We start from the raw sequence: 21,032 nt of genomic DNA, 5'->3' as shown, positions 1-21,032 counted from the left end.
AAAACCATTTAGCCGCAGTACTACTGCGGCTAAATGGTCTCGTGTGTATTGTCAGTTGGGCTTTACTAACTTGTAGCTAACTGCGTGACTTATATTACAAAACCGCATAAAACAATACTTTGTGTAACACGGCAGCAATAAATTCATTGAATAAGGGTTCTAAACATCAAGTTGACTGGGAAAAGCCAATTTTATCATCACTTTAAGCTTAATTTAGACAATACAGGTTACTACAGGTTTCCAAGTGACAGAGTTATTTTTAATTTAAAACTATTTAAAAATAAATAGTCCAACAGATTAAAGGCAGGTTTTGTTTATGTGTAACAATTAAATTATTACACATAAACACCGTATCGGAAGCAGACCATTACATCAGATTAGTTATTTTGTAAAACACTGGCTCTATCTAAACAAGAAAGTGTTGCTTGGCCTTGCTGCTTATAAAGTTCTGCTATTTCCTCTCTGCCTTGTGCTGCTTTATCTAAACAATACAATAACTCGTCTGGGCGCATTAATTTTATATTTATAGGTAAAAAGTTAAGATGATCATGATTTATATGCGCATTATCTAAACCAATAAACATACCTATATTACCGTCAGGGTGATCTACTGACCATTCTTCAGGTGCGCCATCCATGTCTAATTGTAATGTAAGAAAACGGTGTTTTTTGAGGCGCTCTTTAAAGTTATCGATATTGGGTATTATACCGCCAATGGTTTGAATTAGGTTCATCTGCCAAGAGCTGTTGAATCTTTGAATGGGTTCATTGGTCTCTAGATATACCTCAAATGGTGCTTCAGGACTTGATAAGCCACTTGTAGCAACGATTTGATTTTCCCATTCTGGTGGTGTAACCAAAACAATATCTCGCGTGCTGCCATGCCAGTGAGGGTAACCTGCTAAATAAGGATTCAAAAAGCTCAGCTCTAATGTTTCGTTTATTTCACCGGCTTGTTGCCAATAAGATGATAATATTGCTTGCTCTGATTCAGTTTGTTGCTGATCATCTGAATTGCCTTGCAAAAATATGATCTTATCATAACTGCCCCTTTTCCATGGGCATGACATATCATCTGGCAAGCCTTCCCAAGATTCTATGGCTAAATGAAAGTCGCGACTCAATGAGTCAAACTCAGCAGCATCAGCATCTAGTCCAGTGTAGATTATATAATCTTCATCAAACTTAGTTTTAACGTCGTAACTACCATCACTTTCTAATTCAAAACGAGCTTTGTTCCAAGGTATATCCGATTCGTCTTTCTTCATCATTTTATAAAGTGCATAAAATGCTTCATCACACTGAGAATATTTCAACACTCCATCGATTATATCTACACTATAAAATTTTTCTTCACCGCCTGTATAGTAAGTCCCTGCCATAAAACCACAGGTATTTTCTCGACTCAGGCCGATATCACAATAAGCTTTATCCCACTGTTCGGGTAATGCGTCGAACATTGATTGGCCAATATGCTGGTGAATTTCTTCTGCTGAATTAAACATTATTACTCCTAGAGATTAAAATTAAACATCCTGGTCAGTTAATTGGATCTGGCGTTCTTTAAAGCTGCTAATTAATTTTTTTGATGGATTACTGTGCTCTAAACCGATGACTTGTTGTAAGTTAGGCAGCAGTGGCAAGTCTTTTGATGCTTTATTGCTTACCTTTAACACCTCATCTCCACAGCCTGGATCCCAAAAAGGCCATATCTGAGCATAAACATCTGCGCCGCCATCGACACCGCAATCTTGTGTCAACGAAGTGACTTTCGCTAACAATTCCTCAGAGATATCAAGCCCTTTAAAATAAGCCAGTGCCTCAGGTATAACTTCATACCCTTCTTGCTCTTTATCAATTTCTCGCAGGTGGTATTGGGCTATAAACTGGGTAAGGTCAAACTTAGGGGTTAATAAATTTTTTTTATACATCAGCTCTTCGATAACAAGTAACTTAAAATGCAGGTCGCTAAATTTGATCTTAGGCGTTTTATTAATAGGAAATACTTTGGGGGTGTTTTTAAGGGCTAAAGTCTGTGCGATAAGTTGATCAAGATGTACTTTTGTTTTACTGTCTGGAGTAAGTTTTGAAAGATTCTCTAAAAATGTAATGGTATTATTTTTCACCATTAAAATTTTAGCAGCCTTGTTATAGCCCGCATTTATAAAGGCAATAGGGTCATTTTCAATATTTGCTATTTCTTGGTTATATTCTTTAACTCGTTTTTTGATAACCTGAGCATTGTAGTTACCTTCATTTAATTTTTTTATATAACCCTTTATTTCGGCAATCTTAGTTTTTGGAGTTGGATATATGCTATAGCCATTCAAGACGCCTTGAGTTATAAAGTAATCAATTTGGTCATCACTCCAATGTGAAATATGAGTTGAAAGTAACTTTAAGACCTCTTTTGATTTTTTATAGAAAAAGTCGCTTTTTTCGGTATAAAAACCAATCATTTCGCTAACTAAAATATAGAGTAGTAAATCACGATTTTCATCGTTTTGTTTGCTACATACAATGTCATTAATTAATTGTGTATATTGCTCTAATGGGTCTGAAGCTGATGGTAATAAACTGATTAGAAGGTTACTGGTATCTTGGTAAGGATAAGTGCGTAAAAACTTAAATGCTAAGTTGCCACCAATACGCTTTAAGTCGTCATATCCTTCACTGTGATAAGAAGGATGACAAAAATATAAAGAAATTAAATCACTCACCATTTCCCTTAAATCACCTTGCTCTGCAGGCGTTGGGTTTTGGATCAGTTGAGTGTTGGTCTCAAGTAACAGCTGCTCTATCTCACTCTCTAATAACTCTGTGTGCATTAGCAAAGCATGATGAGATTTTTTGTCAAAAATAACTTTATAATCTGATGAACTAAATAGCTGTAAAAAATAATATAATTTCGCAGGTTGGCTTTGACCTTCACGAAATAATCTTAATTCTTTAATTAGTGATGAATAAAGTTGTAAAAGCGTTGCTTTATCAAATGTGTCTTTCCATCGACGGTTTATCTTATCTTTTAATGACTTGTTTAATTTTTGTGTATTTAAATCCAGTTCATCCAAGTCAGGAATAAACGTTTTAAAAAATGACATATAGATACTCATTAATAAAAATAAAAAGGCTATTTTTAATTTTAAAGAAAAATAGTTTAGATATTAAATAATCATAACTTATCTCGGTAGTAAAAGTAATTGTTAGTTATTTTGGAAATAAGTGGCAATATAGAAATTAAAATATGTATTTTTCTGTATTGATATAGAAACTTTATTCAGCCTGCACCTCCGTACCTATTAAGTCGTCAATATAAGCGAGTTCTTCGCTAAAAATACCATTAATAAATGCACTTTGTTCACTCATTACAGCGTCATTAGGTTGGGCTTGGAAGTCTTGTTGGCATCTGACAAGTTCGTTGACTAACCATGGGCATTTGTCGGTTGCCGTGGTTATTGCTGTTTTTAAAAAAGAGGGCCATTTTATTTTTTGTAAATTAAAGCGGTAAAGCGTGACGGCGATATGACTATACGCTTGTTGCTCAAGAGATGGTGGGTTATCACTATTTGCAGTATCACTATTTAGCAGCTTACTACTGATAAGTGCTTGTTGCAGAGCGACTTGTTGTGATTTACTTAAAAAAATCGTTGTCATAATGCGTCGGAGGCCTTGGTTGCAATTAAAGATGGCATTTAATAGGAAGGTTAAGCAAGGCGTTTCATGACTCATGCAGCACCTAAAATGCAGCGACAGTGATAGCAAAATTGGGCTGACTCTTTACTGAATTAAGTAAATACAATTGTAATCGGGTGGATGATTTTAAACCGTAATGCCATAAATAGGCGGCTTACATACAGGCCGTGTTATGTTTTTGATTAACTTTATAAAAGCAATAACTTACTAAACCCATATACAACTATATGGATGCATAAATTAGAACTGTGCATGGGGGAGGTAACAAGCACACTTGCAGACTATAATAAGCTATTGTTTAACTAATATCAGTTCAGCAATAGCTTATTAATTTAATGTAATGGGTGTTATTTTTGCTGTTGCGTTATCCAGTCATTTATTACTTCTTCAAGTACTGCAATTGGCAGCGATCCTTGGCCTATAACTGTGTCGTGAAAGCTGCGAATGTCAAAATCAGCGCCAAGTTCTTTTTCAGCTTTTGCACGTAGTTCACGTATTTTTAGCTCGCCCATTTTGTAAGAAAGCGCTTGTGCGGGCCAAGAGATATAACGATCTATTTGATCTTCTACGGCACTTTGTGGCAATGCAGTATGTTCGCTCAGGTAGTTAATTGCGCGCTCTCGACTCCAGCCGAATGCGTGAATACCGGTATCAACAACCAGCCTAACTGCGCGCCACATTTCATATCCTAATCGGCCAAAATCACTGTATGGATCTTGATAAAAGCCGGCTTCTTTACCTAAACGCTCTGCGTAAAGACCCCAACCTTCACCAAATGCTGAATGGCTTAAGGTACGCCGAAATGGTGGTACATCCAGTTCCATTGCAATTGCATTTTGTAAGTGATGTCCTGGAATCGCTTCGTGTAGGCTCAAGGCTTCTAAATTATATAAAGGTTGCAACGAAGGGGTTGAAGCTAAAAAGTAAGTGCCGGCAGAGCGGTTATCTGCTGGTGGCATATAAAAAGCGCCGCGACTGGCAGAGTCTTTAATAGTAAACGTATTACGTGGTAAATGACCAAAATAGGTCGGTAATTTGCCATACATTTTTTGCGTAATGAAAGCCGCTTTTTCTAATAAATCTTGTTTGTCTTTTGCATAAAACTGCGGATCAGTTGCTAGAAACTGCAGAAAATCAGCATACGAGCCCTTAAAGTTTAGTGAATCAATAATAGCCTGCATTTCAGCTTTAATACGCGCCACCTCTTTTAGGCCAAGCTCATGAATTTCTTTTGGTGTAGCTTGTGTGGTGGTGTAGTAATTTACTGCATACTGGTAGTATTCAAGCCCGTCTTTAACGCTTGAAATTCCGGGATCTGTTCTGCAATTTGGCATGTAATCATCAACAAAAAAATTATAAAAATGCTGATAAGCAGGAACCACTTTATTGCTAATTAGGGCTTTCGCTTTTTTTTGATAGGCTGCTTTTTGTTGTTGGCTAAAGGTGTTGGGCATACGTGTAAACGGTTCATACAAGGCACTGTTTTGTGGCTCTTTTTCGATATGTTTACTGATGCTTTTATGATAATTTTTAAAGCTCTCGCAATAGTGTGTGTAGCCTTGTTGTATGCCTTCTTTCATGAGGTTGATGTTTTCTTGGTTAAAGCGTGGGTAGTCGCTCAAACTAACCAAAAAATTGTCGTAATCGGTGGTAGTTAAAAACGCCATATTAGCAGGGGCCTCGGCAAAATATGTATGCCAGCCGCTTAAAAAGTTAATAGGAAAGTACTTATCAAGTGACTGGTAACTTTGTTGCTCTGTTTCGCGCTCGTATTTAAAAAGCCGATAATTCATCAGTTGTTCTTTACTGAGTGATTTTGGGTTAATGGCAGCTAATTTGTGCAGCACTTGGTCGTTATAAGTTTGGCGCTTACTTATGGCTTGCTCACTCCAGCGAGCCAGATTTCCATTGGGTTTCCATCCATCGGGGTCGGTGCGAAAAAATACTTTTTCGCTTTTTGCATGTTGCCAGTGTTGGTCAATAATATTTTTTAAATCGGTATTGTCATCAGCCAGACTTGGCAATGACACCATAGTTAAAGAAAGAGCCAAGAGATTTGTTTTATACATGTTGTTTCTCATAATTAGCGAGTTAGTTTTTTATAAAGGGTAGGCAGTGATTTTTTGAGTGCGTACCAAGCTATATAAAATTTATTGTTTTATAGGTTAAGCGTATCAAATTAACGATATGAATGCGCTGACCTTGAACAGCAATACAGAGAAAATTGGCAAGTATGTTGTAAACAGAGCAAATTATTGATATTTAAAACATTAATGGAACGCTTTCGGTTAAGGTATTTAGCGACAACTAAAGTGTATATCGTTCACGCTTTTTATTGAATTTATCCCCCACCCTGAAGATGACAGCCTATGAGTGGTCATTTTTAGTTACTTTTACGCTAGTATTATTTTATAAAGTAAATCATTCTTTATTATTGTATTATAATTGCAGTGTACTACCTTTGTGTTGTTAGTTTTTTGCTAATGACATTATTGATATATCAGTTTACATCTGATGAGTAACCTAATTTAAGGACGATTTTATGACGATTGGAAGTACACCTAAAAAAACACTATATAAAGCCAAGCGCCTTTCACTGGCATTATTGCTCGCTTGTTCCACTACAAGTTATGCAGCGGTTGAAAAGTTAACCGTCAGTGGTAATCAAATATTAGCTGGTGATGAGGCAAAGAGCTTTGCTGGTTCAAGCTTATTTTGGAGTAATACAGGTTGGGGAGGCGAAAAGTTTTATACCGCGCAAACGGTTGCCAATGCGAAACAGGAATTTGGCGCTAATATCATTCGTGCTGCGATCGGTCACGGACAAAATACCTCAGGCAGTTTGAATGACGATTGGGACGGTAATATTACTCGTCTTGATACAGTTGTTGATGCAGCAATCGCAGAAGATATGTATGTCATTATTGATTTTCATAGTCACGAAGCGCATACCGACACTGATATGGCGATCCGGTTTTTTGAACGAGCAGCCACTAAATATGGCGACTACGACAACGTTATTTATGAAATTTATAACGAGCCACTACAGATATCGTGGGCTAACGATATAAAACCTTACGCCAACACCGTTATTGATAAGATCAGAGCTATAGATCCTGATAATTTAATTATTGTTGGTACGCCTACTTGGTCACAAGATGTTGATATTGCCTCACAAGACCCGATAGATCGCTACAATATTGCTTATACCTTACATTTTTATGCAGGTACGCATGGTGAGTCACTTAGAAATAAGGCGCAGACGGCTTTAAATAATGGGATTGCTTTATTTGCAACTGAATGGGGCGCAGTCAATGCTGATGGTAATGGTGGTGTAAATAGCAACGAAACTGACGCGTGGATGGCTTTTCTTAAATCAAATACTATTAGCCACGCTAATTGGGCCTTAAATGACAAAGATGAAGGTGCATCAACCTTTCTTCCTGGTGGTAGCTGGGATTCACTAAGTGCATCGGGGCAGAAGATAAAAGATATTCTACTAAATTGGGATATGAATAATGCACCGCTTGACTCAGATGAAGATGGTGTAATTGATTCACAAGATCAATGCCCTAACACACTGCCGAATACACCCGTAGATTCTATTGGGTGTGCGGCTACAGACTCAGATGGCGATGGCGTAATTGACGTACAAGATCAATGCCCCAATACACCAGAAGGTACTGATGTCGATTCCTCGGGTTGTGCTGTTACAACAGGAACAAGTTGTACTGAGGTAAAAACGTATCCAAATTGGGTTAGAAAGCATTATCCTGCAGGCCCTTACACACATAACGAAGCTGGCGACCAAATTCAGTATCAGGGCAATGTTTATAAGGCGAACTGGTATACAAATAGCCTGCCTGGTAGTGATAGTTCATGGACATTTGTTAAAAGTTGCAGCTAAGTCATACTTGTTTTTAAATAAATAGGTAGAGCGCAGTCGCTTTACCTATTTTATTGATTTTTATAGAAATAGGATTATAGACAATCTTCGAATTCATGACGTCAGGGTTGACTCTTTACTAAAATACAATCGTAATTGGATTGGCGGTTTTAAAAATCTAGCTGATAAGCTGGGGTGGATTTTTCTTTTGCGGATCCACATAACTTATAGCTTCTCCAGAAAACTAATCACTCATTGAGATCGACACAAGACCTACAACAGTACAATATAAGTCTATGCTTTAATTGATTTTGAAAAGAGGCTTTCATTGGATTCACTCACACAGGTTGTGCTTGGTAGTGCAGTTGCTTATACAGTATTAGGTAATAAGCTGGGCCGTAAGTCGTTATTAGTTGGGGCGGCGTTTGGCACGTTACCTGATTTAGATGTGCTCATTAATTTTGGTGGTAATGTCGAAAACTTTGTCTATCACCGCAGTTTTAGTCATTCTTTGCTTATACAGCTGTTAGTAAGCCTCTTGTTTGCATGGCTTTTACTTAAAATGAACTGGGCCAAAGGTGTATCGCTGAGGCGCTGGTCTGTCGCTCTATTTTTAATTTTAAGTACTCACTCATTGCTTGATAGTTTTACCGTTTATGGAACACAATTGCTGTGGCCACTGACGACTTACCCCTTTGGTATATCGAGCATATTTATTATTGATCCTGCGTATACTTTGCCATTGTTACTCTCTTGTATAGCGCTTTGCTTGGCGCGGATGTGGCCTTACGCACAGCGTATAAATACTGCTGCGTTAATCGTCAGTTCGCTTTATTTAGCTTGGGGGTTGGCGGCTAAATGGCATATCGAAGATAAAATTCATCAGGCACTAAATACCCAAAATATCATATTTAAGCACTTTGAAAGTACACCAACGCCATTTAATACCTTGTTGTGGCGGGCTGTGGCCGTTACCGAGTTTGGGCATTATGAGATTTATGCCTCTGTGTTTGATGACGCAGACAACGTTGATATGCAATTTTACCCTAGCGAAAATACGCTACTAGCAAAGCTTGATGATGCAAGGCAGATCAAGCTACTGCAAGCATTTACTAAAGGCCTTTATGGGGTGTATCAACAAGATGAGCAAGTCATTATGAGTGATTTAAGAATGGGCCTTGAAGGTTATTATGTATTCTCATTTGTGGTTGCACAGCAAAAAGATCAGCAGTTGATCCCAGGTTCTTATCAACAACTCAGCAACCGATTTCCACTTGATAAGCTCTGGCTTATTTTTGCGCGTATTACTGACCCAAATATCGATTTAGCAACTACCGTAAAAGAGCCCACATCTCCCTGAAATAGATTGCTGGGTTAGGCCTTCTATTTTGTTAATAATTATGTGGCTATTAGCCAACTATCGCTGGGTACCAATTTGCTAACACTACACCAAATAAGCCCACTAAAAATACAATGGATATCAACATCATTAAAGCTGCGGTGGCGATTGTTATCATTTTATTAGATGTTTTCCCCGCATACCTAACCAGTTCAGCAATGAGCAATGGCATCACATAAGAACATACGCTAACAGCTAACACGGTTGGGCCTGTGAACGTTGTAGTATCAATCCCGAGTGAGCCAAACGTTAAAAACCAGGCAAAAATCATTAACCTAAAAAATAGCACCCCGTTTGCTGCAAGGTATAAACGAATTGCCCATATTTGATGTGAATTTATATTACGCCCTCTAGCAGCCAGCACTGCAAATATGCTCGATAAAATAACCATACCACCACTAAACATTGTCAGGCTATGCATTAGCAGGTTGCCTACTGTGCCTCTAACAATCATAAGGTACATTCCTGCGATTGAAATGGTACAAGCTAACAGTACGAATACGCGCCCGTTATAGCGATGAAACTTAGTATATTTTGCTCTTATTGCGGGGATTAATTGCAAACTCCCGCCGATTATCATTACTACGGCAAGTAGCACATGCGTGGCATAGATTAAATTACCGATGGGGTCGCTCGCAACATAGGCGGTATTGTTAAGGCAGACCCAGCCAGATAAACCTGTAGTAACGCTAGTCAGGGCATACCCCAAAATAAGGTAAATTACAAAGCAACCTTGTGTCATTAGTAAGCAAATAAACCATATTTTTTTACTGTTTTCGAGCAGCCTATTTGGGGTTGTTTTCATTTTTTGCATTAACATGTACTTTTCCATTAAATCGTTTCAATAGCCAAATATAAAGACTTTCAGGGCGAATACTTCTCAAATTCGAAACTTGAGCAACGATATATGGATAATTTTTACGGTTAGTTAATTAGTTACTGACACATTCACTAACAAAGTCTTTTTGCCATCGCTAGAGTTACTTTGTATTATACAAGTTAAAGCAACGTTGTTTATACAACGTCATTTTAAGAGCGACCTGTTATGCAAAATAATTCTCCTTATTACCTTCTCGTCTTTGTGTGCATGGGGTTGATGTTATTTAATGCACTGAAAAAAGATAAGCAACTGGTTCACTATTTGTTTGCACTATTTTGTGGCTCGCTCTGTATGGTTGGGGCGCAAAAACTCAGTGCGTCAAGTGTCGGAGGGTATCAATACCTAATAGGGCTATTTACTTGCGCTACATGTAATGTTTCATGGTTGATTGCTAGAGCGTTATTTCGTGAAAACAAGCCAATTTCTCGCAGGCATATCGTTTTTGCTGCAACTATTGCAGGCTTGATAATGTTTAACCAAACATGGCATTACTTAGTGAGTTTTGATCCTCAGCCATTACCTACCAGTGATATAATGTGGCGCTTAAAGCAAGGGGTGAATGAAGTAACCATATTGCTTTCATCAAGCATACTTGTGCTCTCTTTTTGGGAGGCAATAAGAGGCTACAGTGAAAAAACAGTGTCGCAAAAAATGCAATCAGTGCTCTTTGCCAGCGCTTGGTTTTTAGCTGTGTTTAATGCAAGTGTATTACCTAAGCTAATGTTTAGTAAGACTGAAATTGAGCTATATAATCCCATTATTATTACCTCATCTGCACTACTAATTGTGCTTGCGATGCAAACATTAATGTTTCTTCAAGCGAGAGATAAAAATAGCCAAGGTATTAAAAATGAGGGCGATACAGTTAGTATTTTTAATGACATTGAGATAACTGAAAACACCAATCAACATGAACAAATCGATGTTGCCCCTGAATTAATCGATGGCATTGATCAACTTATCAATAAGCAACAGCTATTCTTGCAAACAAATCTTAAAATTTCAGATTTTGCTCAAGTATTACAAGTACCTGAATATAAAATCAGCCGAGCTATTCGCTATCACTACAAAGTAGCCAACTTTAATCTGTTTATTAATCAATATCGTGTTAAATATGCGCAAGTTTTATTGGCAAGTGAGGATGCTAAAGGTTGGAGCATTTTAAGCATCGCGCTTGAAAGCGGCTTGAAAGCGGCTTTTCTTCTTTAGCGACTTTTAACCGGGTGTTTAAAAGTATTGTGGGTGAAATTCCTAATGAATACCGAAAACAAAGCAGCAATCATCCTAATATAAGGGGTAGGGAACTTGTTGATTAGTGAGTTGTAGGTTTGTTTTTATAGTTAATCAAGAATATTAGATGTGAATCAACCACACTAAATTGAAAGTATAAGGTGCTATAAACATAAAAGCCGCTCATAGAGCGGCTGAATACTGAGGAGCTACTTTGAAAATTCTGGACAAGTTTTATCTTGTATTTGCTTTAAATCGTACTGCATAAAGCCTGCCTCGCCAAATACATCGGTGCCGTTCAAGTAATACTTACCTTGCTCTTCATTCGGGTTTTTAATGTCATAACCCAATACTTTAGCCACTTGCAGACTAATTAAATAATGGTTAGGCATACAACCTAATTCTTTTTTAATTCGAGTTATTTCATTTTTTGGAATATCAACACCGTAAAACATAAATGGTACCCGGGCGATATCCATATCGACAGCGTTATGTCCAAAACGACCATCTTGCCCTGTCAGTTCACCATGATCTGGCGTGAAGAATATATATGTTGGTTTACCTGAATCTTTAAAGAATTCATAAATGTTAGCTATCACCTTTTGTGTGTAAAGTACTGAGTTATCGTAGCTATTCAGCATGTACTTTTCATAGGGTTGCTCATCAACAGGATACACTTCTTGAGTTTTAGGGTAATTAGCTACATAAGGTGCATGAGCGCTGCGCATATGTAACGTAATAAATTGGGGCTTATTGTAATCCAGATTCATGGAATTAAGTTCGAGCAATAAACGATCATCATAATCTCCATCGAACTGATCTAGATGCTTATCTTCTTTCCAGGTATCAATATCCCCAAGTGAAAATGCATAGGTTAAACCTCCTGCATTTTTTTGTGTAGTAATGTAATGGGTTTCAAACCCTTGACGCTTAGCTAACCGAAACAAAGCAGTGTCCATTTTACTTATATGGACTGCATTATTAGGCTCATATACGGTGTTAAAAAATAAGCTAAGAGATACTCGTGTTGAAACAGCGCTTGAGATCGCAGGCAAATAAAAGAAATTAGGGTCTTGTTTATACGGCATTAAATCTGGCGTTGTATCTCTTTGATAACCATATAAACCCATATTGTAATAACTCAGGCTTTCACCCATTAAAATTACAATATTTGCATCCGCAGGTTCGCCTTTGCTCAATTGATAAGGTTGATAGCTAGGCATTTCTTTACGTAATCCCAGAATCATTTTTAACTGGCGAGCGCTAAAGAATGACACACTGTATAAGCCATTTTTCATAGCTGAGTGCGCAATATTAGGCTGGTATTTTTGAGAGCTCTTAGAACCTAAAGACTGTAAAAAGGGTAACGTGAGCAATAATACAAACAACACCGAGATATAAGGTACGGTAAAACTGGTTTTATGGTATTTGTTATAGGTGAAATACGCTAAGCCATAAAATGCCATGGATAAAAAGAACGCTGGAAGCATAAATTTCAAACCATCAGCAAAGCCAATTAGTGCATCATGCATTTCACCCATCATTAGCACCATATCAAAAGCACTGTAAAAGCCGCCAAAGTATTGGAAGTACATCAGTTCAGAGGCCTGCATTAGAGCCATTATCAGTAAAACAATATTGTTAAGTTTAGGGGTGCGGCTTAACAGCATGAAGACCATTAACAGTAAGGTAATGATAATGCTTTTGAAGTTATAACCGGCCAAGTAGTTATGATTAAACAAGCCATAAATGACATCCGGCATCAGTGCGAATGCCCATAGGGCCAAAAGCGTTAAGAGGGTATGTTTAAATTGTTGCACGTGCAGTTCCACTATTCAGGTTTGCAGGCATTGTAATAAAAATCACATGCAAAGGCATGAGTATTTGAAATAATGTATGAATTTTAACTATTAGGTTTTATACCTCTTTGGTCTGATGCCTTTTATTGCTTCTTTATGATGTGCTCACTCTTAGTAAATAAAGATATTTATGAAAAAGATCTTTATTTTTTTACACCTGCAAGATCAGTACACTAGCATCCGCCTGTCATGCATTTGTGCGTTCAGTGTTGATTGTATTTTCCTTAAAAATGCTTGTTAATATGTGGTATATATTAGTTACCTGTAAGGTAATATCAATTAGTATACTTTTAGTAACCTAGTTACATTTTTAGGAGAGTTAATGGGCGGCAAGTGGAAAGGCTCGAGTATTTATCATCTAAAAGGTGGGCTTGTTCGCTTTAATGATTTAACTCGCCTGTTAGGAGAAGTGAGTGAAAGCTCTTAATATAATGAAATATAAAGAGATATTACTTTGAACTACTTAGCTCATCTTTATTTAGCGCAGCCTACAGCAGACTCGCACTTTGGCAACTTGCTTGGTGATTTTGGCGGCAATAGGCATGTAAAGCAATTGCCAATCACGGTAAAAAATGCACTAGATAACCACTATCTAGTCGACAAGTTTACAGATACTCACCCTTTAGTGAAAGAAGCTAAACAGTATTTTTCGCCTCAGCGTAAACGCTTTGCGGGTGTCGCTATTGATGTGGTGTTCGATCATTTTTTAATTCAGCATTGGCAACGGTTTAACGATCAACCGCTAAGTGACTTTAAGCAAATCAGTTATAGGCTTTTGGGTAAGCGTACACCCGTTATGCCGCCAAGAATGCAAAGTGTTGTAAAACATATGACGCAGAATGATTGGTTTAAAGAATACGAAACCGTCGAAGGGGTCGGGGTTGCACTTGATAATATTGCCAAGCGCATTCGCTTTACTAATACGTTTTCTGGCGCTGCTGCTGATATAGCCCGACACTACACTGAATTAGATGCTATGTTTTTAGCGTTTTTCCCTGAATTGATTAAACATGTTAAGCAACGAGGTCTTGAAGGAGCTCAAGATGCTAGTGTGTAAACTTTTTAAATGTAAGTCAGGTTCTAGCCTAAAATGATGCAATATTGATAATTAGCTTTTGATGGAATAAATTCTGACCAACAAAAAGCTCGCATCATACTAAAAACGGCTTGATTGATGGCTACTATCTGACTTAATCATCAGGCCCCTTTAGGGTGAAAACTAAATGCTTGCGCATGTCTTTTAAAATAACGCCTTTTTTAAGCATTGCACCACTTAAACGTTTTTGCCACTTTAATAAGTCAGGCTCTGCCGCTGTTAACGCCTGCTGATTCTCAAACTGAAAACACATTAGTAAAGAGCCTGGAAATAAGTGATATTCCACGTCAAACCAGCATTGCAGCATGCCAGTGAGTTCATTACGGCCTTGCTCTTCAATTGCATCAGCAACTTTAAGTACCAGTGCTTGTTGTTTTATTTGCACCGCAGAGAGTTTTTTCATCGTTTTAATCCAGTTAGAGGCCAAAGATATAGCCAGATGAGCGGATTATAACCGAGCTTGTCGACTGGCAACAACTTTGATAGTAGTTTTAGCCGAAACCACCTTATTATTTGATGTTAAAGCGGCTTATCGTAGGCATAAAGCGTGTTATTTTTTTACCAAGAGGGTGCTGAATAGTTTTTTGATCGCAACTTCCCTTGCTTTAGTGAGGGGGTGAATATAACTCAATCGTAAAAAGTTTTTAAATTGCCCTGATGCTGAGAAAAGTGAGCCCGGGGTCATGACGATACCTTGTTGTAGTATTTCATTGTAACTTTTTTGGGTATCTATTGACTCATCTAACTCGACCCACATAGATATGCCGCCATTAGCTTGTGTAAAGCGTATATCCTCAGGCCAATGGGTTTGTAAAAAATTAATCAGCTCTGCTTGTTGTTGTTTAATTGCATATACGTGCTTATTTAGGTAGCGACGATAGTGACCATCTTCTATAAAAGTGGCTAATCCTTGTTGAATCGACCCACATGAAGAAAGTTGCGTAACGAGTTTAAGTTGAGTGATTTTATCATGCCACTTTCCTCCAAAAACCCATCCGATACGTAAATCTCTTGATAAGCTTTTTGAGAATGAACTACACAAAATTACTTGTCCTTGGGTGTCGAGACTTTTTAAAGACTCACTAACAAAAGGAGGAAAAGCCAGATCGCCGTAAATGTCGTCTTCGATAATACAAAAATCACTTTTCACTGCCAATTTAAGTAGCTCTTCTCTTGCTCTATGAGGCATACATGCACCTGTTGGCGTTGAGTAATTAGGTGAGACGACACATGCTTTTATGGGCCACTTGGCTATTTTTTTTGTCAGATCGTCAATGCTTATGCCGTGCTCGGGATCGCATGCTACTTCTATTATTTTTAGGTTAAGTTGTTCTAATATTTGCAATACCCCGTAAAAAGTTGGCGATTCAACAGCGACAGTGTCGCCTGGCGAACACGTGGCCATAAGAGAAATAAATAAACTGTGCTGACAGCCATTGGTAATGCAAAGCTCATCAGGTTTTTGGTTTAAACCACCATAGTGGTTAATTATTGCGTGCTTCAAACGCAAATCACCATCAGAACTATTATAGTAAAATGCTTTTTGACTTTGAGAAGAACGAAATGCTTTGTTTAAATGTCGATTAAGAACGGTTAAGTGAGTAGCATCTTCCTGCGCGCCAGCACTTGGTAAAATATCAAAGGCAGCACTGCGCGTCATAATGTCTTTTAAAATCGCAGGTACTGACACATTGCGTGGAGTAGATGATGTTTTGATTTGTTTTGGTAGCACTCGTTTAGGCGGCTTTATTTGCGTTACAAAGTAACCTGATTTAGGTTTTGCATAAATAAGTCCTTGTGATTCCAAGCGATGTAACGAATGTAATACGGTTGCTTTTGATAGGCCCTGTAGTTTGCAAAGCTCTCTCACTGAGGGCAACTTGCCTGTTGGAGTAAAGCTGTTAGCGTCAATTTTCTTTTTTAAGATAGCCTCAAGCTCTGTATATTTGAACTGTTTCATGCTCTCGCTCGTAGTGACAATCTGTACTCATTGTAAATTATTTTTCTGTGCCTGTACTGTAAAAAAAAGATATATACCATAGGTGATAAGTTTAATGTTTGCTCTGTAATTAACTAGGAGTAGGTTGGCGTTATGATAGATTTTACTGCTATTGATTTAGCTCGTATACAGTTTGCATTTACAGTCTCTTTTCATATTATTTTTCCAGCAATAACAATTGGCTTGGCAAGTTACCTTGCGGTACTTGAAGGGCTTTGGTTATACACGCGAAAGCCGATATACATGACGCTTTGTCGTTTTTGGATGAAAGTGTTTGCGGTAAATTTTGCTATGGGAGTGGTATCCGGCATCGTAATGGCTTATCAGTTTGGTACTAACTGGAGTCAGTTTTCTAATTTTGCTGGAGCTATTACGGGGCCATTACTCAGTTATGAGGTGATGACTGCGTTTTTCTTAGAAGCTGGCTTTCTTGGCGTTATGCTTTTTGGTTGGAATAAAGTTGGCGAAAAGCTTCACTTTACATCTACCTGTTTAGTGGCAATCGGTACGTTGATTTCAATGACTTGGATTTTGGCTTCTAACAGCTGGATGCAAACACCTCAAGGCTATGAAATTATTGATGGCCGAGCGGTTCCGGTTGACTGGTTTGAGATAATATTTAATCCTTCATTTCCTTATCGTTTAGTCCATATGGGCTTAGCCGCTTTTTTAGCGACAGCCTTGTTGGTAGGCGGATCTGGTGCATGGCATTTATTAAAAGGCTCGCACACTCAAGCGGCAAAAAAAATGTTGTCGATGGCAATGTGGATGTTGTTAATTATCGCACCATTGCAAGCTTTTGTAGGAGACGAACATGGCCTAAATACACTTGAGCATCAACCAATGAAAGTGGCAGCAATGGAAGGGCATTGGCATGAATCAGAACCAGGCGAAGGTGTCCCCTTAGTTTTATTTGGTTGGCCAAATATGGAAGAAGAACGCAACGACTACGCAATAGAAATACCGCGCGTAGCTAGCTTAATTTTAACGCATAGTCTTGATGGCACCATTGCACCATTAACATCTGTACCTCCTGAAGATCGCCCTTATGTACCAATTGTATTTTTTAGTTTTAGAATTATGGTCGCCTTAGGGTTATTGATGATTTTATTAGGCATAACAGGGTTAGTGTTACGTAAAAAAGGCCGATTATACGAGAAAAAATGGTTCTTAAGGTTTTGTGTTGTAATGGGCCCTGCTGGGTTGATTGCGATGCTAACAGGCTGGTTTGTCACAGAGGCTGGACGACAACCTTGGGTTGTATATGGGTTACAAAGAACGGTTGATGCAAGCTCTGCTCATTCGATGACGGCAATGAGTTATTCATTACTTACTTTTGTTGTTTTATATGTGTGTGTGTTTGGGGTCGGTGTGCGTTATATGTTAGCACTTATCAAAAAGGGCCCTGAACAAGTGTATGACAACGATAATAAAGATGATTTAAATAAACGCCCGGCTCGTCCGTTATCAGCGGCCGATGGTGTTGAGCTTTAGGAGATTAAATGATGGATTTTGATTTACCGAGTATCTGGGCACTCATTATTGGCTTTGGGTTAATGATGTATGTGTTTTTAGATGGTTTTGACTTAGGGATTGGCCTACTTTTCCCGCTGGTTAAAAATAAGCACGAAAGAGATATCATGGTTAACTCTGTTGCCCCAGTTTGGGATGGTAATGAAACGTGGCTAGTGCTTGGCGGGGCAGGCTTGTTAGCTGCATTTCCTATGGCTTACTCAGTTATATTATCAGCCTTATATGGGCCTATTTTAGTGATGTTATTTGGCTTAATATTACGAGGCGTTGCGTTTGAATTTCGCTTCAAAGCAACTGAGTCTCACCGCCCATTATGGGATAAGTTATTTTTTGCAGGCTCGTTTATGGCAACCTTTGCTCAAGGTGTAGCAATGGGCGCTGTTATTATTGGTTTTCCTGTTGAAAATGGTGAGTTTGCTGGTGGAGCTTTAGACTGGTTAACACCATTTAGCTTATTTACAGGGTGTAGTTTACTGTTTGCTTATGGCTTATTAGGTGCCACTTGGTTAGTGGTTAAAACAGAGCATAATTTGTATAAACAAATGCGTAAACTTATTAAGCCATTAACTATTTTATTAGCCTTGTGCATGTTAGGTATCAGTATTTATACACCACTTATCAACGCTGATGTAAAAGCAATGTGGTTTAATTGGTCAAATATTGTATACCTTGCTCCTTTGCCAATTATTACCGGTATTTTTGTTTTATTATTACTGGGCTCAGTAAACTCAAGTAAACACTATCGACCATTTATTTATGCGCTGTGTATGTTATTTATGGGATATTTAGGCTTATGTATTAGCCTTTGGCCAAATATTATTCCACCAAGTGTATCTATTTATGAAGCCGCAGCGCCTGAATCAAGTTTAAAATTCACCCTGGTTGGCGTTGTTATCATCGTGCCATTCATATTGGCCTATACGTTTTGGTCTTATTATGTATTTCGTGGCAAAGTTATTGATACCGAGGGGTATCACTAGTTATTCAATGCTATTGCACTATTTAGTGAAGGCTTTGTGGAGGGTATATGAAAAAGCATCTTCATCAATTTAAATGGTTAATTATCATTTGGGTCTTGAGTGTTGCTTCACTATTTTTAGTGTCTCTTTTGATCCGCTTTTTGATGACTCTTGCAGGAATGAAGTAATACCGTTAGTTAAATTACGGGGGACTATTTTATCAAATAATAGTCCCCTTTTTTATATTCTCATTACTTTTATTAAGACTTGAGTTGCTTGGATAAAAAAAGAGTTGTTACATCCGCTATCTTTATCAGTGCTTCTTTGTCTGCATAGTCCCATGACACTTTTGAGTCAACACTTTCACAACAAATTACGCCTAACGTTTTGTCATCTATAAAATAGATATAATCAAGTAAGGAATACACATTGAATGGTTCAAAATAGGATTTATTTAAGTCCTTTGTTACTTCGTTGTTCCTTGCATCCGATGCATCAAGTACTTGGTTACCTAAAATATAATTAAAGTATGCAGGAAAATCCTGAGCTTTTAAAACCATGTCATTTGTTACTACCTCATTTTCATCAAGGCATATTAAACAATTTATCGCAGTATATTCGTGGTTTAGTAACCAAAGGCTAACTCTATTTGCATTTGGAATTAGCTTTTTTAACTCTTGGCATGTCTGATTTAGTTTATATTTGCTTGAAATATTAGGATCACTAATTTTAACCGCTAGCTTTTTTAGATTGAGGTTATTAGGGTTGTAAATATTAAGTAAGCTATTTAATTTATCTTTATCAAATGGTTTAGCTAAATAACCATCCATACCAATGTCTAAATAATGTTCAATGTTTTGTTTCAAGGTGTTAGCTGTCAAGGCTATAATTGGGGTTGTTTTATCTCCTTGTTGTGCCCGAATTGCTTTTGTGGCTTGTACTCCATCCATTACTGGCATTTGGATATCCATAAAAATCAAATCTACAGGGTTTGTATTAAAGTAATCAACACACTCTTTACCGTTTTCTGTGATTACTACATTGGCGTTATGCGCTTGTAGCATTTTACTTACGATGAGTTGATTTATTTTATTATCTTCGGCGATTAGAATGGTGCACCCTTGTAAATTAGTTATTTCTTTCTTTTGTTTTAATGAATCATACAATAGATGTGTTTCAAAGCTCTGTTGATACGTAAATATAGAGCCTTCGCCTTCTTTACTTGTAAAGCCGATTTTACCTTTCATTAGTTGACTTAACTTAGCACAGATTGATAAGCCAAGCCCTGTGCCCCCATAACATCTTGATATAGATGCATCTGCTTGATGAAAATCTTGAAATAAGTTTTGTTGTGCTGCTTCGCTGATACCAATACCTGTATCAATAATTTCAAATAAAATATCCTGTTCAATTAATGAACTACTTTGAACGCTGACTTTGAGATTTACTTGCCCTTGGTTTGTAAATTTAATCGCGTTTGAACACAAGTTATTTAGAATTTGTGAGATCCTTACAGGATCACCTTTTAAAGTTGCTGCCACCTTCTCATCAATATATAAAGTAAGTTTAATGCCTTTAGCTGATGCTTGTTTAATGAGAGGCTTGAAGAGATCGTTAACAACCTCTTTAAGATTAAAATTGATATTTTCGATATCTAGTTTGCCAGCTTCAATTTTTGAAAAATCTAGAATGTCATTCACAATACTTGAGAGTATATTGGCTGAGTTTAAAATACTTTTCAAAGCGTTATCTTTTTCTAAACTCGTTTCTTCAGCTAGGCCAAATTCAGCTAAATTTAAAATACCGTGTAGTGGTGTTCTAAGTTCATGGGTCATATTTGCTAGAAATTGGCCCTTTAAGGTGTTGGCACTATCAGCTTCTTTTTTTAGTACTTCAAGTTCTTCATTATGTATTTTTTGTTGTTCTAGAGCTGATGTTAATCTTCTGTTGTTTAATCTAAGTTCAAGTTGAGTGATAACTTCTCGACCTAGTATCGTCAGAGCGTTAATTTGGTTTTGATTTAGCTTTTTGGGCTTATCGCTAATAACACAGAGTGTGCCTATAGTATTTCCTTTTGGGGTTACTAACGGGGCGCCTGCATAAAATCGTATGTTTGGATTATTAACAACTAGCGGGTTATCATGAAAGCGCTCATCGAGTAATGCGTTCGGTATTTCAAAAATGTGGTCTTGCAGTATTGCATGGGAGCAAAATGCAATCTCTCTCTCAGTTTCATCAACATCAATACCGTACTTTGACTTAAACCACTGTCTTTGCGGATCTACTAAGCTAATGAGTGAAATAGGCGTTTCACAAATTTCAGAAGCAAGTTGAGTTAAATCATCAAATACTTGTTCGGCTTTGGTATCTAATATTTCATACTCATACAAGGCTTTTAGTCTAGACTCTTCGTCTGCTGGGATTTGCGCTGTTTTCATTGCATTGCTCAATATTTATGTCCACTAAATATAGGATTAATTTCAGGGTAATAGCAACTT

Annotated in this window: 16 protein-coding genes and 1 pseudogene; 8 read left to right on the top strand and 9 right to left on the bottom strand. The window is 37.6% G+C overall.

Translation table 11 applies throughout. The features are described 5' to 3' along the window. Window positions 1-377: 377 nt before the first annotated feature. From FW757_RS09510 to FW757_RS09495, 4 genes are all read right to left on the bottom strand, one after another. Window positions 378-1,505, bottom strand: a complete 1,128-nt coding sequence (locus tag FW757_RS09510) for a hypothetical protein (protein ID WP_446441154.1) — start codon at window positions 1,503-1,505, stop codon at window positions 378-380. A 21-nt stretch (window positions 1,506-1,526) separates the two neighbouring features. Continuing rightward, window positions 1,527-3,101, bottom strand: a complete 1,575-nt coding sequence (locus FW757_RS09505) for a DUF6892 domain-containing protein (RefSeq protein WP_446441153.1) — start codon at window positions 3,099-3,101, stop codon at window positions 1,527-1,529. A gap of 172 nt (window positions 3,102-3,273) precedes the next feature. Further along, window positions 3,274-3,654 carry a hypothetical protein gene (locus FW757_RS09500; RefSeq protein WP_149982755.1) on the bottom strand — a complete coding sequence of 127 codons (381 nt, stop codon included), beginning with the start codon at window positions 3,652-3,654 and terminating at the stop codon, window positions 3,274-3,276. Between the two features lie 386 nt (window positions 3,655-4,040). Further along, window positions 4,041-5,762 carry a DUF885 domain-containing protein gene (locus FW757_RS09495; RefSeq protein WP_446441152.1) on the bottom strand — a complete coding sequence of 574 codons (1,722 nt, stop codon included), beginning with the start codon at window positions 5,760-5,762 and terminating at the stop codon, window positions 4,041-4,043. A gap of 473 nt (window positions 5,763-6,235) precedes the next feature. Here FW757_RS09495 and FW757_RS09490 point away from each other — a divergent pair, with 473 nt between their 5' ends. Beyond that, window positions 6,236-7,600, top strand: coding sequence for a cellulase family glycosylhydrolase (locus tag FW757_RS09490; protein WP_182719039.1), 1,365 nt, complete (start codon window positions 6,236-6,238; stop codon window positions 7,598-7,600). Window positions 7,601-7,907: 307 nt separating this feature from the next. Further along, entirely contained in the window at window positions 7,908-8,939 is a 1,032-nt protein-coding gene (locus tag FW757_RS09485; RefSeq protein ID WP_446441151.1) for a metal-dependent hydrolase, read from the top strand. 49 nt (window positions 8,940-8,988) lie between these two features. Here FW757_RS09485 and FW757_RS09480 read toward each other — a convergent pair whose 3' ends face one another. Then, window positions 8,989-9,798 (bottom strand): DUF2306 domain-containing protein, encoded by an 810-nt coding sequence (locus tag FW757_RS09480; protein ID WP_446441150.1) that lies wholly within the window; start codon window positions 9,796-9,798, stop codon window positions 8,989-8,991. Window positions 9,799-10,023: 225 nt separating this feature from the next. Between FW757_RS09480 and FW757_RS09475 the strand changes: the two genes are divergently transcribed. Beyond that, on the top strand, window positions 10,024-11,067 hold the full coding sequence (locus tag FW757_RS09475; protein WP_446441149.1) for a helix-turn-helix domain-containing protein: 1,044 nt from the start codon (window positions 10,024-10,026) through the stop codon (window positions 11,065-11,067). A gap of 230 nt (window positions 11,068-11,297) precedes the next feature. Here FW757_RS09475 and FW757_RS09470 read toward each other — a convergent pair whose 3' ends face one another. Beyond that, on the bottom strand, window positions 11,298-12,908 hold the full coding sequence (locus FW757_RS09470; protein WP_149982750.1) for a phosphoethanolamine transferase: 1,611 nt from the start codon (window positions 12,906-12,908) through the stop codon (window positions 11,298-11,300). 361 nt (window positions 12,909-13,269) lie between these two features. Between FW757_RS09470 and FW757_RS09465 the strand changes: the two are divergent. Both FW757_RS09465 and FW757_RS09460 read left to right on the top strand, forming a co-directional pair. Continuing rightward, window positions 13,270-13,362: pseudogene (locus tag FW757_RS09465) on the top strand (winged helix-turn-helix transcriptional regulator); the annotation flags it as partial. A 39-nt stretch (window positions 13,363-13,401) separates the two neighbouring features. After that, complete coding sequence (locus tag FW757_RS09460) at window positions 13,402-14,004, top strand: acyl carrier protein phosphodiesterase (protein WP_182719044.1); 603 nt, start codon at window positions 13,402-13,404, stop codon at window positions 14,002-14,004. A gap of 133 nt (window positions 14,005-14,137) precedes the next feature. On the opposite strand, the gene FW757_RS09455 is transcribed toward FW757_RS09460, so the two are convergent. Both FW757_RS09455 and FW757_RS09450 read right to left on the bottom strand, forming a co-directional pair. Next, on the bottom strand, window positions 14,138-14,446 hold the full coding sequence (locus FW757_RS09455; RefSeq protein WP_149982748.1) for a hypothetical protein: 309 nt from the start codon (window positions 14,444-14,446) through the stop codon (window positions 14,138-14,140). Between the two features lie 147 nt (window positions 14,447-14,593). Beyond that, window positions 14,594-16,003 carry an aminotransferase-like domain-containing protein gene (locus FW757_RS09450; RefSeq protein ID WP_446441148.1) on the bottom strand — a complete coding sequence of 470 codons (1,410 nt, stop codon included), beginning with the start codon at window positions 16,001-16,003 and terminating at the stop codon, window positions 14,594-14,596. Window positions 16,004-16,135: 132 nt separating this feature from the next. Between FW757_RS09450 and FW757_RS09445 the strand changes: the two genes are divergently transcribed. From FW757_RS09445 to FW757_RS09435, 3 genes are read left to right on the top strand one after another with little or no spacing between them, the layout of a single operon-like run. After that, complete coding sequence (locus FW757_RS09445; protein WP_182740543.1) at window positions 16,136-17,536, top strand: cytochrome ubiquinol oxidase subunit I; 1,401 nt, start codon at window positions 16,136-16,138, stop codon at window positions 17,534-17,536. Window positions 17,537-17,547: 11 nt separating this feature from the next. Beyond that, window positions 17,548-18,555, top strand: coding sequence for a cytochrome d ubiquinol oxidase subunit II (cydB, locus tag FW757_RS09440; protein ID WP_182731186.1), 1,008 nt, complete (start codon window positions 17,548-17,550; stop codon window positions 18,553-18,555). Between the two features lie 47 nt (window positions 18,556-18,602). Beyond that, window positions 18,603-18,722 (top strand): DUF2474 domain-containing protein, encoded by a 120-nt coding sequence (locus FW757_RS09435; protein ID WP_149982745.1) that lies wholly within the window; start codon window positions 18,603-18,605, stop codon window positions 18,720-18,722. 72 nt (window positions 18,723-18,794) lie between these two features. Here the strand turns inward: FW757_RS09435 and FW757_RS09430 are convergent, their stop codons facing one another. Next, window positions 18,795-20,972 carry a response regulator gene (locus FW757_RS09430; protein WP_446441147.1) on the bottom strand — a complete coding sequence of 726 codons (2,178 nt, stop codon included), beginning with the start codon at window positions 20,970-20,972 and terminating at the stop codon, window positions 18,795-18,797. Window positions 20,973-21,032 lie beyond the last annotated feature (60 nt).

The sequence above is a fragment of the Pseudoalteromonas sp. 1181_04 genome (assembly GCF_052850545.1).
Note: the sequence above shows the minus strand (reverse complement) of the source record. Positions and strands in the feature narration are given on the sequence as shown.

What these genes read in the sequence shown, in the direction of transcription:
- FW757_RS09510 (WP_446441154.1), bottom strand. Translation starts at nt 1,505, where the DNA reads ATGTTTAATTCAGCAGAAGAAATTCACCAGCATATTGGCCAATCAATG.
- FW757_RS09505 (WP_446441153.1), bottom strand. Translation starts at nt 3,101, where the DNA reads ATGTCATTTTTTAAAACGTTTATTCCTGACTTGGATGAACTGGATTTA.
- FW757_RS09500 (WP_149982755.1), bottom strand. Translation starts at nt 3,654, where the DNA reads ATGACAACGATTTTTTTAAGTAAATCACAACAAGTCGCTCTGCAACAA.
- FW757_RS09495 (WP_446441152.1), bottom strand. Translation starts at nt 5,762, where the DNA reads ATGTATAAAACAAATCTCTTGGCTCTTTCTTTAACTATGGTGTCATTG.
- FW757_RS09490 (WP_182719039.1), top strand. Translation starts at nt 6,236, where the DNA reads ATGACGATTGGAAGTACACCTAAAAAAACACTATATAAAGCCAAGCGC.
- FW757_RS09480 (WP_446441150.1), bottom strand. Translation starts at nt 9,798, where the DNA reads ATGTTAATGCAAAAAATGAAAACAACCCCAAATAGGCTGCTCGAAAAC.
- FW757_RS09475 (WP_446441149.1), top strand. Translation starts at nt 10,024, where the DNA reads ATGCAAAATAATTCTCCTTATTACCTTCTCGTCTTTGTGTGCATGGGG.
- FW757_RS09455 (WP_149982748.1), bottom strand. Translation starts at nt 14,446, where the DNA reads ATGAAAAAACTCTCTGCGGTGCAAATAAAACAACAAGCACTGGTACTT.
- FW757_RS09450 (WP_446441148.1), bottom strand. Translation starts at nt 16,003, where the DNA reads ATGAAACAGTTCAAATATACAGAGCTTGAGGCTATCTTAAAAAAGAAA.
- FW757_RS09445 (WP_182740543.1), top strand. Translation starts at nt 16,136, where the DNA reads ATGATAGATTTTACTGCTATTGATTTAGCTCGTATACAGTTTGCATTT.
- cydB (WP_182731186.1), top strand. Translation starts at nt 17,548, where the DNA reads ATGGATTTTGATTTACCGAGTATCTGGGCACTCATTATTGGCTTTGGG.
- FW757_RS09435 (WP_149982745.1), top strand. Translation starts at nt 18,603, where the DNA reads ATGAAAAAGCATCTTCATCAATTTAAATGGTTAATTATCATTTGGGTC.
- FW757_RS09430 (WP_446441147.1), bottom strand. Translation starts at nt 20,972, where the DNA reads ATGAAAACAGCGCAAATCCCAGCAGACGAAGAGTCTAGACTAAAAGCC.